The organism is Streptomyces sp. NPDC057307 (assembly GCF_042667665.1).
Lineage (GTDB): Bacteria > Actinomycetota > Actinomycetes > Streptomycetales > Streptomycetaceae > Streptomyces.
In genome coordinates this window covers 1-15110 of the sequence record NZ_JBHUZM010000165.1, presented here as the reverse complement: position 1 = coordinate 15110, position 15110 = coordinate 1, and the positions used below count along the sequence as shown (strand labels likewise).

At 71.8% G+C, this 15110-nt stretch carries 13 protein-coding genes; 10 read left to right on the top strand and 3 right to left on the bottom strand.

The window, feature by feature from the left end; all coding sequences use genetic code 11:
- Positions 1–37: 37 nt before the first annotated feature.
- Both ACFUN8_RS33105 and ACFUN8_RS33100 read right to left on the bottom strand, forming a co-directional pair.
- Positions 38–3787: a S8 family serine peptidase gene (locus ACFUN8_RS33105; protein ID WP_383645893.1), complete on the bottom strand. Its 3750-nt coding sequence runs from the start codon at positions 3785–3787 to the stop codon at positions 38–40.
- 109 nt (positions 3788–3896) lie between these two features.
- Positions 3897–5156 carry a hypothetical protein gene (locus ACFUN8_RS33100; RefSeq protein ID WP_383645890.1) on the bottom strand — a complete coding sequence of 420 codons (1260 nt, stop codon included), beginning with the start codon at positions 5154–5156 and terminating at the stop codon, positions 3897–3899.
- 120 nt (positions 5157–5276) lie between these two features.
- Between ACFUN8_RS33100 and ACFUN8_RS33095 the strand changes: the two genes are divergently transcribed.
- From ACFUN8_RS33095 to ACFUN8_RS33055, 9 genes are all read left to right on the top strand, one after another.
- The gene (locus ACFUN8_RS33095; protein ID WP_383645888.1) at positions 5277–5603 is read left to right on the top strand and encodes a DMT family transporter; all 327 of its coding nucleotides are present in this window, start codon (positions 5277–5279) and stop codon (positions 5601–5603) included.
- Positions 5603–6175: a TetR/AcrR family transcriptional regulator gene (locus ACFUN8_RS33090; RefSeq protein WP_383645885.1), complete on the top strand. Its 573-nt coding sequence runs from the start codon at positions 5603–5605 to the stop codon at positions 6173–6175. The genes ACFUN8_RS33095 and ACFUN8_RS33090 overlap by 1 nt, the downstream gene beginning before the upstream one ends.
- A 4-nt stretch (positions 6176–6179) precedes the next feature.
- The gene (locus tag ACFUN8_RS33085) at positions 6180–6437 is read left to right on the top strand and encodes a hypothetical protein (RefSeq protein ID WP_383645883.1); all 258 of its coding nucleotides are present in this window, start codon (positions 6180–6182) and stop codon (positions 6435–6437) included.
- Positions 6438–6549: 112 nt separating this feature from the next.
- A complete protein-coding gene (locus ACFUN8_RS33080; protein ID WP_383645880.1) occupies positions 6550–7155 on the top strand; it encodes an RNA polymerase sigma factor in 606 nt (201 codons plus the stop codon).
- Positions 7148–8224: a CU044_5270 family protein gene (locus tag ACFUN8_RS33075; protein WP_383645877.1), complete on the top strand. Its 1077-nt coding sequence runs from the start codon at positions 7148–7150 to the stop codon at positions 8222–8224. Before ACFUN8_RS33080 ends, ACFUN8_RS33075 begins: the two co-directional genes overlap by 8 nt.
- Before the next feature lie 139 nt (positions 8225–8363).
- The gene (gene dapD, locus ACFUN8_RS33070) at positions 8364–9353 is read left to right on the top strand and encodes a 2,3,4,5-tetrahydropyridine-2,6-dicarboxylate N-succinyltransferase (RefSeq protein WP_383645875.1); all 990 of its coding nucleotides are present in this window, start codon (positions 8364–8366) and stop codon (positions 9351–9353) included.
- Between the two features lie 39 nt (positions 9354–9392).
- Positions 9393–10022, top strand: coding sequence for a DUF4232 domain-containing protein (locus ACFUN8_RS33065; RefSeq protein ID WP_383645872.1), 630 nt, complete (start codon positions 9393–9395; stop codon positions 10020–10022).
- Between the two features lie 13 nt (positions 10023–10035).
- Complete coding sequence (locus ACFUN8_RS33060; protein ID WP_383645870.1) at positions 10036–10557, top strand: SMI1/KNR4 family protein; 522 nt, start codon at positions 10036–10038, stop codon at positions 10555–10557.
- A gap of 72 nt (positions 10558–10629) precedes the next feature.
- The gene (locus ACFUN8_RS33055) at positions 10630–11334 is read left to right on the top strand and encodes an antibiotic biosynthesis monooxygenase (protein WP_383645867.1); all 705 of its coding nucleotides are present in this window, start codon (positions 10630–10632) and stop codon (positions 11332–11334) included.
- 158 nt (positions 11335–11492) lie between these two features.
- On the opposite strand, the gene ACFUN8_RS33050 is transcribed toward ACFUN8_RS33055, so the two are convergent.
- Positions 11493–13319, bottom strand: coding sequence for an endonuclease/exonuclease/phosphatase family protein (locus tag ACFUN8_RS33050; RefSeq protein ID WP_383645865.1), 1827 nt, complete (start codon positions 13317–13319; stop codon positions 11493–11495).
- Positions 13320–13529: 210 nt separating this feature from the next.
- On the opposite strand from ACFUN8_RS33050, the gene ACFUN8_RS33045 reads away from it, so the two are divergent.
- On the top strand, positions 13530–15065 hold the full coding sequence (locus ACFUN8_RS33045) for a hypothetical protein (protein ID WP_383645862.1): 1536 nt from the start codon (positions 13530–13532) through the stop codon (positions 15063–15065).
- The last annotated feature ends 45 nt before the right edge of the window (positions 15066–15110 follow it).

Below are 15110 nucleotides of genomic sequence, written 5' to 3'. Positions count from 1 at the left end.
GAGCACAGGGCCCGGTGGCTTGTCGGTGCCCGGCCGATCACTTGAGGCCGAAGGCCCTGATGATCTCCTGGTCGACGCCCAGGCCCCCGGGGCCCCCGGCGTGTGCCTTCAGCGAGACGGAGGAGGCGCCCCCGGCGGGCGTCCGCAGCTTCGCCGTCCACTTCCCCGACGAACTCCCGCGCAGCTCCGCGGCGCTCCAGGTCCTGCCCTCGTCGTAGCTGACCGACAGCGACGCCGTGGTGGCCTTCACCGCACCCGCCAGCCACGCCTGGGTACCGGACTCCAGACCGATCTCGACCCACTTCCCGGCCCTGACGTCACCCGCCAGATCGGTGTCCACGTCGTAGTCGAGCTGCAGCAGCGGGATGTCGGCCTGCTCGGTGCCCTCGGGCAGGGCGCCGGAGACGAAGTTCCACTCCGTGCGCGTCCGCGTCGAGGTCTTCCACCTGGCCCCGTCCCGCGCCGAGTCGATGACCAGCCGGTACGGCACCGCGTCCGACGACAGGTCCCAGCCGTAGCCCGCCCGGCCAGGGCCCTTCTTGATCAAGGTGTCACCCTGGTAGAAGGCGTAGGACGTGGTGTCGTACTCGTCCTCCGGCATCGAGCCGGAGTGGCCCTCGCCCGAGTCCGTCCAGGGCGTGATGTTGAACTGGATGTCGTTGTACGCGGTACGGAACGGCCCCCAGTAGCCCGTCCCGAGCCGGGGACCGACCACCGGGGCGAACCACCGGTCGCGGTAGGTCCGGCCCGCCGTGTAGTCGAGTTCCGCGCTCCGCACCTCGTGTGCCGTGCCGGAGTCGGGGGTCAGCACCGAGTGGTTCTCGTACCAGAAGGACGCGCCCGGCAGCGGGGTGACCCACTCGGTCCGGGTGCCCGGGAACTTCTCGTACTCCTCGAAACCGAGGCCGGGACCGTACTCCGGGATGTCGTAGCGGTAGCCGGCGCCCAGCGTGTCCTGGTGGCCGTAGAAGGTGTTCTCCACCTTCGCCAGCTGACGCGCCGACGGTGCGAAGGCCAGCGAGCGGTCCGGGATCGCGCCGTCGTGGCGGTCGACCAGGTCGTAGACGTAGGAGGCGAACCTCCGCTGGTCGAGCGTGACCTTCTTGCCGCGCCGCGCCGCCTCGATCAGCTTCTCGCCCGCGATCCGCCGCACCGAGGCGACCGGGATGGTGGTCTCCTCGCCGTACGGGGCGTAGGACTCCATCGCGACTCCGCGTTCGTCGTTGACGACCAGAAGCGCCTTCGCGCCCGCGGCCAGGGCGTTGGCCAGCCGCTCCTCGGGCGGGACGGCGTCGCTCCGGGTGACCACCACGGCCTTGCCCCTGACGGCGCGGCCCGTGAAGTCGGCCTTGGCACCGTCACCGGCGTAGACGGCCGTCAGCTTCTGCTCGCTGTCCTCGGCGACGACCGAGCCGCCCTGCACCGTGACCGGGACGTCGTGACCGTCGGCCGTCAGGTCGATCAGCTCCTCGCCCTGACGCCAGCGGGTCAGGAAGCTGAAGCTTCCCTCGGTGACCTTCTTCGTGGGGGCCGCCCACAACTGGTCGTACGTCAGCGGGATCTGGTAGGCGTCGCGCTGGACCACACCCTCGGGGGACGTACGGGCCATGTCGTAGCGCAGCTGGCGGGTCTCCGTCTCCTTCGGCGTGCGTACGTCGACCTTGCGGGCCTTCGCGGCGTCGAGCGTGACGGTGGTGGCCTTGTCGAGGATCGTCTCGGGGGCCGCGAGGAACGCCAGGGCCTTCGAGTCGGCCCGGTCACCGTCGATGTCCGCGGCGGTCCACGCGGTGTAGTTGCCGGGAGGCAGCCGCAGCGTGGTTTCGCCGGAGACCTGGACGACGCCCAGGTTCGGGTCGCCGAGCGCGGCGAGGACGACGTTGCCGTCCATCGGCCGGCCCGCGCGGTCGCGGAGCCGGAGGGTGAGGTCGTACAGCTCCTGCTCCTTGTTGAGCGCGAAGCCGGTGTGCGCGACGGTCGTGCCCGTGGCGTCCTTGGCGACGACCTGACCGGAGAACTGGGTGTCGTTCGCGGCCTTCGCCGGGTCCAGCGAGAGGACGGCCTCGGCGGTGGAGCCCGCCGGGACGGTCAGGGTGTCGGCCGACAGGGTGTAGGTCCCGGTGTCCGTACCGGTGGTCAGGTCGAGCGTGACGTCCTTGTCACCCGTGTTGCGGTAGGTGATGACGCGCTCCGCCACCGGGTCGGACGCGCTGTGCGGCCAGTCGTACGAGGCGACCTCGACCGAGCCGGTGGCCTCGATCGTGGTGTCGATCGCAGCCTTGACGTCCAGCCGGCCGGTGCCCTGCTCGTACGGCGTGTGGTCGGGCAGCTCCTCGGAGGAACTCATCAGGGCGTCCTTGACGCGCTGACCGGACCAGTCCGGGTGCCGCTGCTTCAGGACGGCGGCGGCGCCGGCGACGTGCGGTGTGGCCATCGAGGTACCGGACATCCGCTGGTACAGGCCCTCGATGCCCGGGACGGACTGCGAGGCGGCGGCGTTGATGTCGACGCCGGGCGCGGACAGGTCCGGCTTCAGACCGTGCGACCCGACGAGCGGGCCCATCGAGGAGAAGTCGGCGCGCCGGTCGCTCTTGTCGACGGCGGCGACGGTGAGGGCCTTCGCCGCCGAGCCGGGCGAACCGATGGTGCCCGCGCCGTAGGCGTTGCCCGCGGCGATCACGAAGAGCGGACCGCCGTCGGCCGACAGGGCGTCGACGGCCTGCGACATCGGGTCGGTGCCGTCGTCCGGGACGCTGGAGCCGAGGCTCATGGAGACGACGTCGGCGCCCTCGGCCTTCGCCCACTCCATCGCTTCGATGATGCCGGAGTCCGCGCCCGATCCCTCGTCGCTCAGAACCTTGCCGACGATCAGGTCGGCTGCCGGTGCGACGCCCTTGTTGACCCCGTCCGACGCCGCGCCGGAACCCGCGATGGTGGAGGCGACGTGCGTGCCGTGGCCGTTCTTGTCGTCGACCTCCTCACCCGGCACGAAGCTCTTGGACAGCGTGACGCGGTCCTTGACGTCCGGATGGGTCGCGTCGATGCCGGTGTCCAGGACGGCGACCGTGGTGCCCTTGCCGTCGAAGCCGGCCGCCCACGCCTGCGGGGCGTTGACCTGCGGTACGGAGTCCTTGAGCGTGGCCTCGGCCTTGCCGTCGAGCCAGAGCTTGGCGATGCCGCCGTCCAGCGAACGGCTCGCCTCCGTACGGAAGACGGAGCTCCAGAACGTCCGGGCGTCGTCCTTGTCGGTCTTCAGCGCCGCGCCGTGGACCGAGTCGAGCCGGGTGACCGTCCTGCTGCCGTTCGGAGCCGCCGGCAGTGAACGGGCCTTGCCCGCCGGGTAGGTGGCGATGAGCGGTATACCCGCCGAGCGCCGGTCGTCGTAGCCCATCTCGGCCAGTGCCGACACGTTGAAGAGACGACGGTCCAGCTTGTTCGCCGCGAGAAGGGACACCGCCTCGTCGGGGATGACGTAGATGTCCTCCCCGGCCTGCCGCACACGCACGCCGCCCTTCGCGCCTTCGGGGCGGTCGACGGTGACGGTGTCCTGGTCGCCGGCGCCGTCCGTGTAGTGGACGACGTCCCCGGTGACCAGGGTGATGTCGTAGTCCTGGACCCCGGAACCCTGGCGGTCCCCGGCGGTCGGCGGCTTGGGGGCGGCGGCGGCCGGACCCGCCACCGGGAGGATGACGCCGCTCACGAGGGCGACCGAGATCGCTATGAGCGGAGCCCTGAGTCCCGCGCGAGCGGGTCTCGCCCGGCCGGAAACGGAGGAGAGGGAAAATGTCATAGGGCTGATCTACCGGCAAATCAGGGCCCCGGACGGCTTCACCCCTGGCGTGAAACCGCCGTGGCGGCAACCCGCCCCCGCCGGTCGCTCGCGCGGTACGCGGCCTTCGTCAGCGGTGCGCGGGCCGGTAGGAGGCGGGCCGGGTGCCAGCCGCCGCGATCAGCGACGGTGCCAGGTCCTCCCTGCGGATGCGCTGGTCGATGTAGAGAAGGTTGAGCACCAGCTGCGGGAAGGTCGTCGAGAAGACCTGGCTGACCAACTGGCCCACCAGCGCCAGGAGCAGATAGCCGCTCACGGCGACGAAGATCTCGCCCAGGGTCGGCTCGTAACTGAACTCTCCCGAGCTGAGGCTGTTGGGCAACGCCCCCACCACATTGAGCACTTGCTGGACCGCCAGGCCCGCGACCGACGCGATCACGAAGGCCAGCAGAGAGATGCCGCAGACGCGCCACCAGGAGCCGCGCACCAGTTGGGCCGAGCGGCGCAGCGCGTCGACGGGGCCCCGCGACTCGATGACGACGACCGCCGGGGCGAGGCTGAACAGCACCCATACCCAGATCGCGAGGGGTCCGAGGACCAGACTGCCCACGAAGCCCAGGAGGATCAGCCAGGCGGCCGGGTCCCAGCCGCCCGTGGTGGCGAACGTGACCACCGTGGCGACCACTCCGGTGATGAAGAGCAGCACCGGGACCGTGGCGATCAGTCCGCTGAGGAAGACCGTTCCGATCACGGCCGGCACCCGCGACAGCGCCCGCAGCAGGATCGCGCGGACCTTGACCGGCCCGCCGAGCACCGCCTCCTGGACGATCAGCGGGCAGCAGGTCTGCATCGTCGCGGTGGCGAGCAGCAGTGTCGCCATCAGTACGAGCCAGAGGCAGACGAAGGCGACGATCAGCGGCTGTACGTCGTCCCACGCGGGTGCGGAGCGGCCCGGTGTGTCGACGACGGCCGACAGACGGTCGCCGACGGCGGCGTACGCGACGGCCAGCGCCGCACCGCTCACCAGCAACGCGGCGCCGTACACCGCCAGGGCGACGCCCAGCACCTGCGCCCAGTGGCGGCCCAGCGTCGAGAACGCGCCGCCGAGTATCTCGCCGAGGCTGAGCGGGCTCAGCGGTATGACGCCGGGCTTCGGCCCTCGCGGGCGCGACCAGCCTCCCCAGCCGGGCGGGGGGCCGCTTCCGTACGGAGGCGGCGGACCACCGCCGTACGGGGGCTGGCCTCCGTAGGGAGGCTGATTTCCGTACGGAGGTTGGTTGTCGTACGGAGGTTGGTTTCCGTACGGCGGCGGACCGCCACCGCCGTACGGCCCGTAACCGCCCGGCGGCCCGCTGTTCGGGCCGCCGCCCCACCCCGCGTCCTGCGTCACTGCTCTGCTCCGATGCGTTGTCGCCGACTCCGGCCGGGACACCGTAGCCGCCGGCGCTCCGGCCGCGAATTCCGCCATCTTGTGTACGCGCGTACGCATCCCATGCGTACACTCGTACACATGGGACTGGCATACGGATTGCTCGCCGTCGCGATCGCGGCGGAGGTGGCCGGCACGACGGCCATGAAGTACAGCGAGGGCTTCACCCGGCTCTGGCCCTCACTGGGAGCCGTGGTCGGCTACGTGCTGGCCTTCACGCTGCTCGCCCAGACGCTCAAGACCCTCTCCGTGGGCACCGCCTACGCGATCTGGGCGGGCGTCGGCACCGCCGCCGTCGCCGCCATCGGTATGGTCTTCCTGAGCGAGGCGGCCACCCCGGCCAAACTCGCCGGCATCGCGCTCGTCATCGGCGGTGTCGTACTCCTCAATCTTGGCGGGGCCCACTGATGGTGCGGCGCTACGACCCCGAGCGACGGCAGCGGATCATCGACGCGGCGATCCGGGTGGTCGGCGGCAGCGGGATCGCGGGGCTGAGCCACCGCACCGTCGCCGCCGAGGCCGATGTGCCGCTCGGCTCCACGACGTACCACTTCGCCTCCCTGGACGAGCTGTTGGTCGCCGCGCTGCGACAGGTCAACGAGGGCTTCGCCACCGCCGTCCGGGAGAGCGGCGCCCTCGCCGACCCGGAGTGCGACATCGCGGACGAGCTGGCCCGTATCACCGGTCGGTGGCTGGCGGCGGACCCCACGAGCGTCGAGCTGGAGTACGAGCTGTACCTCGCCGCCCTGAGCCGCCCCGCGCTGCGGCCCGTGGCCGCCGAGTGGTGCGTCGGGGTCACGACGATCCTCGCCGACCGGGTCGACCCGGTCACCGCCCGCGCGCTGGTCGCGCTGCTCGACGGGATCTGCCTGCAAGTACTGCTCACCGGCAGCGAGTACGACCCCGGCTACACGCGCGAGATGCTCCGCCGGATCCTCGCGGACGGCTCGACGGGGCGTGGAGCGGTCCCGGTAGATTGACCGGATGACCATTCCGCCCGCCAGGTCCGTGCCGGAGCGCGCGCCGGAGTCCGCGCCGGAACCCGTGGCCGTCATAGGCCCCGAGATCACGTACGCGGAGTGCCGGCAGTGCGGCACGCTCATCGCCGGGCTCGACGGCCGCTACAGCTGCGGAGTCTGCGGCTGGGTGAACCACCACTCCGAGGGGCACCGGCTCCTGCCGCGCGCCGAGGACGACACCGGCCGCGCCCCCGGCGACAGCGACGACAACCGGCTCGGCTGAATCAGCCCGGCCGAACCGGCGCGGGCCACCGCCGGCCCCGCGTGAACCCGTTGCGGCGCATCGGGGAACAGGCAGTGGAAGCACGCCTGAACACGCCGCACACGGAGGGCTCGTGACCGGAAGACCACCGGACGACGACGAGGACGACGCAGCCGTCGTCCGACAGTCCCTGGAGCGCCCGGAAGTCTTCGCGCTCCTCTACGACCGGCACGCCGCCGACATCCACCGCTACGCCGCACGCCGGCTCGGCGACGGCGCCGCCGACGACATCACCGCCGACACCTTCCTGACGGCGTTCCGCATCCGCGCCCGGTTCGACACCGCACGGGAGAGCGCGCGCCCCTGGCTGTACGGCATCGCCGCCAATCTGATCGGCAAGCAGCGCCGTAAGGAGGTACGCGGCCTGCGCGCCCTCGCCCGTACCGGCCGCGACCCCGTCGCCGAGTCCTGGGTCGAGCGCGTCGACAGCCGGGTCACCGCCGAGGCCGCGCAGGCCGCGCTCGCCGGGGCCGTCGCCGCCCTGTCCGGCGGCGACCGGCATGTCCTGCTGCTGGTCGCCTGGGCGGACCTCAGCTATCAGGAGGTGGCGGACGCGCTGTCCATACCGATCGGCACGGTCAGGTCGCGGCTCAACAGGGCGCGGCGCAAGGTACGTACGGCGCTGGGCGACGACCCCACCCGAGTGACAGACGTTGCGGAGGCGACGATCCATGGATGAGACGGCATTCGTGCGTGAACTGCGCGCCGACGCACCGGTACCCGACCGGGCCAGGCTGGCCCCGGGCAGGCAGCGGCTGCTCGACACGGCGTCGTCCGGCGGCCGGATCCGCAGGCTGCGTTCCGACTGGCGTACGGGGGCAGTCGGAGCCGTTGCGGCGATCACGGCGGCGACCGTGTCGGCGACGCTGCTGGTGGGCGGGGGCGACCAGGGCGTCGACGCGTCGCTGCTGAGCGGGCGGGGCCCGGTCGGCAGCGCGAAGGACGTGCTGCTGAACGCCGCGGCGATGGTCGAGGACGACCCGGTGCCGCACCCCGGCGCCAAGCAGTGGGTCTACACCCGCGAGAGCTCCTACAACGTGACCATGGACGAGAACTCCGGCATCGTGGTCGAAGTCCGCCCCGGCGAGAAGCCTCCGCCGGGTGCGACGGTGAGGGAGCCGGTGATGCCGGGCGAGGAGAACACCATGCTCCTGAAGGGGCCGGGGCCGCACGAGGTGGAGGAGTGGATTCCGTTCGGCGATCCGGCCGCGGAGAAGGGCAAGAAGGACGACGACTACTCGGCCCGGGAGATCTACGCACGTCTCGCCGACCTGCCCGACGACCGGGACAAGGTGCTCGATGAGGTTCTGAAGTTCTATCCGACCGACTCCGAAGGCTCGGAGACGCCCGACCAGCACGCGTTCCGGGCGCTCGGGCTGATGTTCACCGAGCAGCCGATCGTCCATCCCGAGGGGCTGGCGAAGGTCTACCGCGCGATGGCGGAACTCCCCGGTGTGAAGGCGAGCCGCGTCACCGACACCGCCGGCCGGGAGACCGTCGCCGTCGGCATGAAGGACGCCGGAGGCGCCGGCGCCGAGATCAGGATGTACCTGCTGGATCCGGCCACGGGTCTGCCGCTCGGGCAGCGGTGGACGGCGACCCGGGACAGCTCGGCGGCTGAGCACATCGGCCCGGACGGGAAGCCGGTCGTGGCCGAGCCGTCGACCGCCTGGAAGAAGGGGGACGTCACCATGGAGGACCTGGTGCTGGAATCGGCCCTGGTCGCCAAGGACCGTCAACGCCCGTGAACCACGAGCGCGGTTGACGCACGGGGGGGCGTGCGCCACGAGGGCCCTCGACCCGGAGGGGCCCTCGACCCACGGGGGCGGGTGCCCGTACGCCGAGACCGGTTGGCCTCGGTGTACGGGCGCCCGTTAGGTTTCGCTCATGACCGATACGACTGCTACTCGCACCACCGGCGCCGTCGCCGCCGGGCTCGCCACCCTCACCGAGGACGGCACCGTCCTCGACACCTGGTACCCCGCCCCCGTGCTCAGCGACGAGCCGGGCCCCGCCGGCACCGAGCGGCTGACCGCCGGCCGCGCGGCCGAACTGCTCGGCGACGCCGCGCGGAAGGCCGTCGGGCCCGACGCGCGCCGCGGGGTCGAGGTCGTCGCCGTTCGTACGGTCATCGCCTCGCTCGACGACAAGCCGCTCGACGCGCACGACGCGTATCTGCGTCTGCACCTGCTCAGCCACCGTCTGGTGAAGCCGCACGGCCAGAGCCTCGACGGTCTCTTCGGCCTGCTCGCCAACGTCGCCTGGACCTCGCTCGGCCCGGTCGCCGTCGACGCGCTGGAGACCGTGCGTCTGAACGCCCGCGCGGAGGGCCTGCACCTCCAGGTCACCTCGGTCGACAAGTTCCCGCGTATGACGGACTACGTCGCCCCCAAGGGCGTCCGGATCGGCGACGCCGACCGCGTCCGGCTCGGCGCGCACCTCGCCGAGGGCACCACCGTGATGCACGAGGGCTTCGTCAACTTCAACGCCGGCACCCTCGGCACCTCCATGGTCGAGGGCCGGATCTCGGCCGGTGTCGTCGTGGGCGACGGCTCGGACATCGGCGGCGGTGCCTCCACCATGGGCACCCTCTCCGGCGGCGGCACGGAGCGCATCGTGATCGGTGAGCGCTGCCTCATCGGCGCGGAGGCGGGTGTCGGCATTCCGCTGGGCGACGAGTGCGTCGTCGAGGCGGGTCTCTACATCACGGCGGGTACGCGCGTGACGCTGCCCGACGGGGAGATCGTCAAGGCGCGTGGGCTGTCCGGCGCGTCGAACATCCTCTTCCGCCGCAACTCGGTCACCGGCAAGGTCGAGGCCCGTCCGAACAACGCGGTCTGGGGCGGCCTGAACGACGTTCTGCACAGCAACAACTGACGACGCGTCAGCGCGTACACCGAGGGGGACGGGGATCCGATGACGAGGCGACACCGCCATGCCGCGCTGCCGGCCGGGGCGTTCGTCCTGCTGCTGACGGCGGCGGGATGTTCGGACCTGAAGGGCGAGATCGAGGCGGAGCGGGGCGGTGGCGCCGCCCCGTCCGGGCTGGTGTCCCCCGCCCCGCTGTCGCCCTCCTACCAGCAGTACGGATCCCCGCCCCCGTCCTCGTCCCCGTCCGCCGGGACGAAGGCGCCCGGCTGCCCGCCGTCCGGCCTCGACGTCGTGATCGGCGGCGAGAACGCGGCCATGGGCATCCGCGTGATCACCGTCCAGCTCTGGAACTGCGGCGACAAGCCCTATCGGGTCAAGGGCTACCCGGGCATCGAACTCCTCGACGAGGCCCGTGAGCCGATCGACGTGTCGATCACCCACGGGAAGGACCGCCCGCGGCAACTGACCCTGGCCCCCAACGGCACCGCCCACACCGATCTGGAGTGGAACAACCGCGTCACCTCCCTCGACGGAGCCCCCACCCCCGGCGCCCACATCCTCGTCACGCCCGCTCCCGGCGAGGAGCCGATCTCCCTGCCTCTCGGCGTCGACCTCGGCTCGGAGGGCACCCTCGACGTGACGGCCTGGGCGGCCGACCCTGTCGGTGGCCGGTGATCCAATGGACCGTATGAACACCGAACGTGCCGATCCCGCCGACCTCGACGCCCTGCGCGCCGCCTTCCCGCCCGAGATCCGCCGGCCCCCGCTGGGCTGGGACACCGTGCGCGCCTTCGAGCGGGAGCAGGGCATCGTGCTGCCGGAGCCGTATCGCACACTGGTCGCCGAGATATGCGACGGCAGCGGTGAGGGTCCCGCCGATGTCGACGGGCTGATCCCGCTGGAGCGCCTGCCCGCGGACTGGGGCCCCGACGACGGGCAGCGCGCCCCCGCGAAGCCGTTCCCGCTGACCGAGTCCTGGGTGTGGGAGGACGACCCCCGGCCGTACGAGGAGATAGAGCCGCTGATCGACGACGTCGGCAACGACGGCAGCATCGTGCTGGGCACGGACGGCTGCGGGCTCTACTGGCATCTGGTCGTCACGGGCCCACAGCGCGGCCGGATATGGGCCGTGAGCGACGTGGGCGCCGCGCCCTTCGAGGAGGAGTCCGGCTTCGCCGACTGGGTGGCGCGCTGGGCGAAAGCGCGTTGACCTCAACCGCACTTCATATCTGAGCATGGTGAGTGACGCCGCACCACGGGGGTGCGGCGAGGAGGGATCACCATGTCCGTGCAGGTCACCACTGTCCCGGAGATCACCCGTCCCGGCGTGGGCGTCGTCAAGGTCAGCACCTGGCGGGTCGGCACGCCGGAACGGCAGCGCGCGGCGGTCGACGCGATCGGTGCGGCATGGCGGAGCCGCGACTGGCCGGACGGCGGCCTCCTCTCGTACAGCGTCCTGGTCGGCGAGGACGGCGAGACGCTGCTCCACTACTCGCAGTGGCGCGACGAGGCGGCCTACCAGCACTTCTTCCGTACGGGCCGGGACGAGCGCAACGCGGAGATCGACGCCGCCGTGCCGGGGATCGAGCGGCTCGGGCTCGGCTCGTACGAGCTGTACCGCAGTGGGGAGCTGGCCGAGGGGGACACCCGGGTGCCGGGCTGCGTGGTGATCGTGGACATCGAGTTCGAGGGACCCGACGCGGCGCGGCAGCGGGAGTGGACGGACACCGTCTTCGCGGCTCTCGACAACGATCCCTCCGAGCGGTCGGCCGGGATCGCCGCGTACTTCCACGCGAGTACGGACGGGACGCGGGTGCTCAACTACGCCGAGTGGGAGAGCGCGGAGGGCCACATCGCGGCGCTCGAAGCGCCCGGCGACGGCGTCGGTTCGAGCACGGAGCAGTGGGAGAAGGTACGGAACTACCCGGGTCTCGCGAGCAGCACGGTCAACAGGTACACGCCCGCGATCAGCCTCGCCGCGGGGTGAGGGCGCGGGGGTGAGGACACCAGGTTGAGGGCGCGGGCCGGCGTGGCGTTGGTTGGCGGGCGTGGGTCGAGCGCGGTGGTCCGGCCGTATGTGGGGTACGGCCGGGCCACCGCCGTTCAGGGTCGGTTCACGGTCGGTTCAGGCGGACACGGGCCTGGTCACGGGCGGAAGCGCAGCACCTGGGGGTCGTGGTCGCTGTTCTGGTCGGCGAACTCGGCGTTGATGTGGACGCTGTCGTAGTCGAAGTCGTCGACCGCCGGGCTGGTCAGGATCTGGTCGAGAACCTGGCTGTTGCCCTGGTAGACGTACGAGTAACGCTCAGGCGCCGGAAGGGACTTGATCCCCGGGTACAGCGCGCCGCCGGCGGTGAGCGTCTTCGTGGTCGTGGAGAACTCGAAGTCGTTGATGTCACCGACCACCAGGACGTCGGCGCTCCGCTGGATCTTGAGAAGGTCCTTCACGAAGGTGTTGACGGCCTGCGCCTGGAGGTGCCGCTGCGCCTCGGAGATCCGGTTCGGCGGCTGGTGGTGCGAGACGATGCTCTCGTCGCCGCCCTTGGAGCCGAAGTGGTTGGCGATCACGACGACCGGCTTGCCGCGGAAGACGAACTCACCGGCAAGCGGCTTGCGGCTGTCGGTCCAGGCGGCGTTCGTCGGGTCGATCCGGCCGGGGGAGAGGCTCAGCGCGGCCTTGCCGTCGGTCCGTACGGCCTCGGTCGCCGTCGTGGCGTCGCCGCCCGCGCGGTCGGTGAAGGAGACCCGCTCGGGGTTGAAGAGGAAGACCTGGCGGATGTTGCCGCCGGGCTCGCCGCCGTCGGTCTTGTTCTCCGGGTCGATGGTCCGCGCCTCGTACGCCGGGCCGCCGGCCGCGACGATCGCCGCCGTGAACTTGGCGATCGTGGCGTCGGCGGAGACGGTGCCGTCGTCCGTCGCGCCGTTGTCGTCCTGGATCTCCTCCAGCGCCAGGATGTCCGGCGACGCCAGATTGCCGACGACGGCGCGGGCGAGCGCGTCGAACTTCGCCTGCGGGTCGGACGGGTCGAGGTTCTCGACGTTGTACGTCGCCACGGCCAGCTCGTCGCGGCGCTGCGCACGGGTCGTCTCGGGCTTGGCGCCACCGCCGGTGACCTTGCCGAGCGTGCGGGCGGTCAAGGTGTAGCCGCCGAACTGGTTGAAGTCCAGGGGCCCTTCGGTGTCGCCCGACAGCACGTCGCCGACGTCGGCCTTCGGGAACGGCTGCTCGGCGACGGGGGCCAGCTGCTGGATCTGGAGCCGGCCGGTGTTCTGGTCGTCGTAACCGCCGTAGACCGTGCCGCCGCGGCGGTTCTCGTTCTCGCTCGGCTTGACCGTCACCCACAGCTCCGAGTACGGGTCGGTGGCGCCGACCACGCGCGAGGTGCCGACGCGGACGTTGGTGCCCTCCAGCGACTCGTAGTAGTCCAGCGCGTAGCTCCTGGGCTTCAGCTGAAGGCCGTTGATGCTGTTGCCGGTCGCGGCGGTGCCCTTCGGGGCGTACGCGGCCGGTACGGACTTGGCGGAGATGGTGACCGGCGCGGGGACCTTGTTGCCGGAGGAGACGACCGTGATCTTCGGCGACGAAATCTGGGTGAGGGACTGGTTCCCGGAGGCGGCGCCGCCGGGGATGTACTCGGTGACCGTGCCGGACACCATGATCGAGTCGCCCACGGCGACCGTCGGCACGGCGTTGGTGAAGACGAAGATGCCCTCGCTCGTCGCCGCGTCCTTGTCGGGGTTCGGGTCCTGGAACCAGAAGCCCCGGGAGCCGTAGGTCCGAACACCGGTGACGATGCCCGGGACGTCCGCCACCGGGGTGCCCACGAGCGGCGATATCCGGCCACTGCCCTGGATGCCGTGGATCCTGACGTCGGCGGCCGAGGCCGAGGAGGATCCGGCGAGCAGACCGGCGGCGAGTGCGGCGGCGACGAGGGCGGAAACCGCGGCCGTTCTCGGTACGGATGAAGGCATTACGGGACTCCGGGAAGTGAGGAAGGGCTGCGGGAGGGGGGCGGCGTGGAGACGTAGTTCTACGCGCGTCAATCTCTTGCGTGGGCCCATGTGTTGTCAAGGGTGTCCGGGTGTACGCCCGTTGTCGGCCAAGTGAACCGGGTGGGATGGGGTGAAATACGTCTACGCTTGGGCGCCCTGGACCCCGTAAGGCGCAAGGAGAATCACCAGATGTCCGGAGACCGCCCCACTCTGCCGCCGGTGCGGCTGCCCTCGGACGCGGAGCTGGCGCGGGACGCGCTCGCCGTACCGCTGCTCGCCAGGGCGGTGCGCCTCGCCCGCTGGGCCGGGCCGGGGACACGCGTCGGCGCGGGCGGTGAACTCGTCGACGAGCAACTGCCCGACGCGGCCGAGGTGCTGGGGCTCATCGGGACCGGGAGCCCGGAGCCGACGGAGGGCGACGAGGCGCTGGCGGCGCAGGCACGGGCCGACGCCGAGGCCGAGGCGAGCGAGGCGTGGCGGGTGGCCGTGGACACGGGGCTGGTCGAGGTCGAGGACGCGGAGGACGACGCCGCATCGGGCTCCTCCGGCTCCTCCGACGATGCCGACGGCACCGTGAGCGCCGGCGCCGCGCTCGAACTGATCACCTCCGGCAGCCCGCAGGACATCCTCTCCCTCTGGCTGGACGCCCTGGACGTCGTCTTCGCCGACGCGACGGCGCCCGTTCTGGAGGATCTGGCCGGGGCGATCGGCGACGACGGCGAGATCGACCTCGACGCGCTGGACTGGGACCCGGAGGTGGAGGCGGAGTTCCTGGAGGGCGTCCTCGGGAATCTGTATCTGCTCACCGTCGGAGAGGGCGGGACGGATCCCGTCCCCGTACCGCTGCCGGTCCTCGCCGCGTCGATGATCGTGCCCGACGACATGGGCGAACCCACCGACGACGTCCTGGAGCAGGTGTCGGAGGCGATGATGCGGCTGGACGACCAGTTCGCGCTGCTGGAGCCGATCGGGCTCGTCACGTACGTGCCCGTGGACGAGGCCCTGATGGTCGAGGACTCCGAGGCCGGCGCCGACGCCGTACCGTCCGGCGACGACGAGGACGTGTCCCGGTACGGCGTCGTCACGCTGACCCCGCTCGGTCTGCACGGCATCCGGTCCCGGATGCGCGACGCGGGCGTCGAGGCGCCCGCCGTCGGCGACCTGGCCGAGAAGGGCGCGGACGCGCTGCTCGACGGCGTCGCGCACTTCCCCGAGCCGGCGGCCCGCGCCGAGACCGAACAGTGGCTGGCCCGCCGCGAGGCCGCCGCGGCGGCACGCGAACTCCTCGTCGCCGCCAAGGGAACCGACCCGGGCGCCCCGCTGCGCCGGCTGCACTGCCAGCAGTCCCTCGCGCTCGTCGGCGCCGAGGCCGAGCCCGCGGTGCGCGAGGTCCTGGACGATCCGGAGCTGGGCGGCCTCGCCCGCGTCTGGCTCGCCGAACTGGGGGCGGTCGACGTGCCGCCGCCGTCCGAGTCGATGATCTTCTGGCTGGCGATCGACACGATCGCGGCCCAACTCGACGCGGAGGGCGAGCCGGTGGAGCTCCAGGAGCTGGTGGAGGGCCTGGTGGGCCAGCACAGCGGCTTCTTCGACGCGGCCTGGCGGGTGGACCACCCGGCGACGGCGGACGTCCTGGAGGCGATGGGCCGTCTCCACCGGGACCGCAAGTCGGCGAAGGAGGCCCGCAAGGCGGCGTTCAAGGCGAGGTCGCGCAGCGGGGGTTGAGAGCGGAGACGCCCGCGGGCGGCCCGGCGGCCCCCGTGGCCGGGC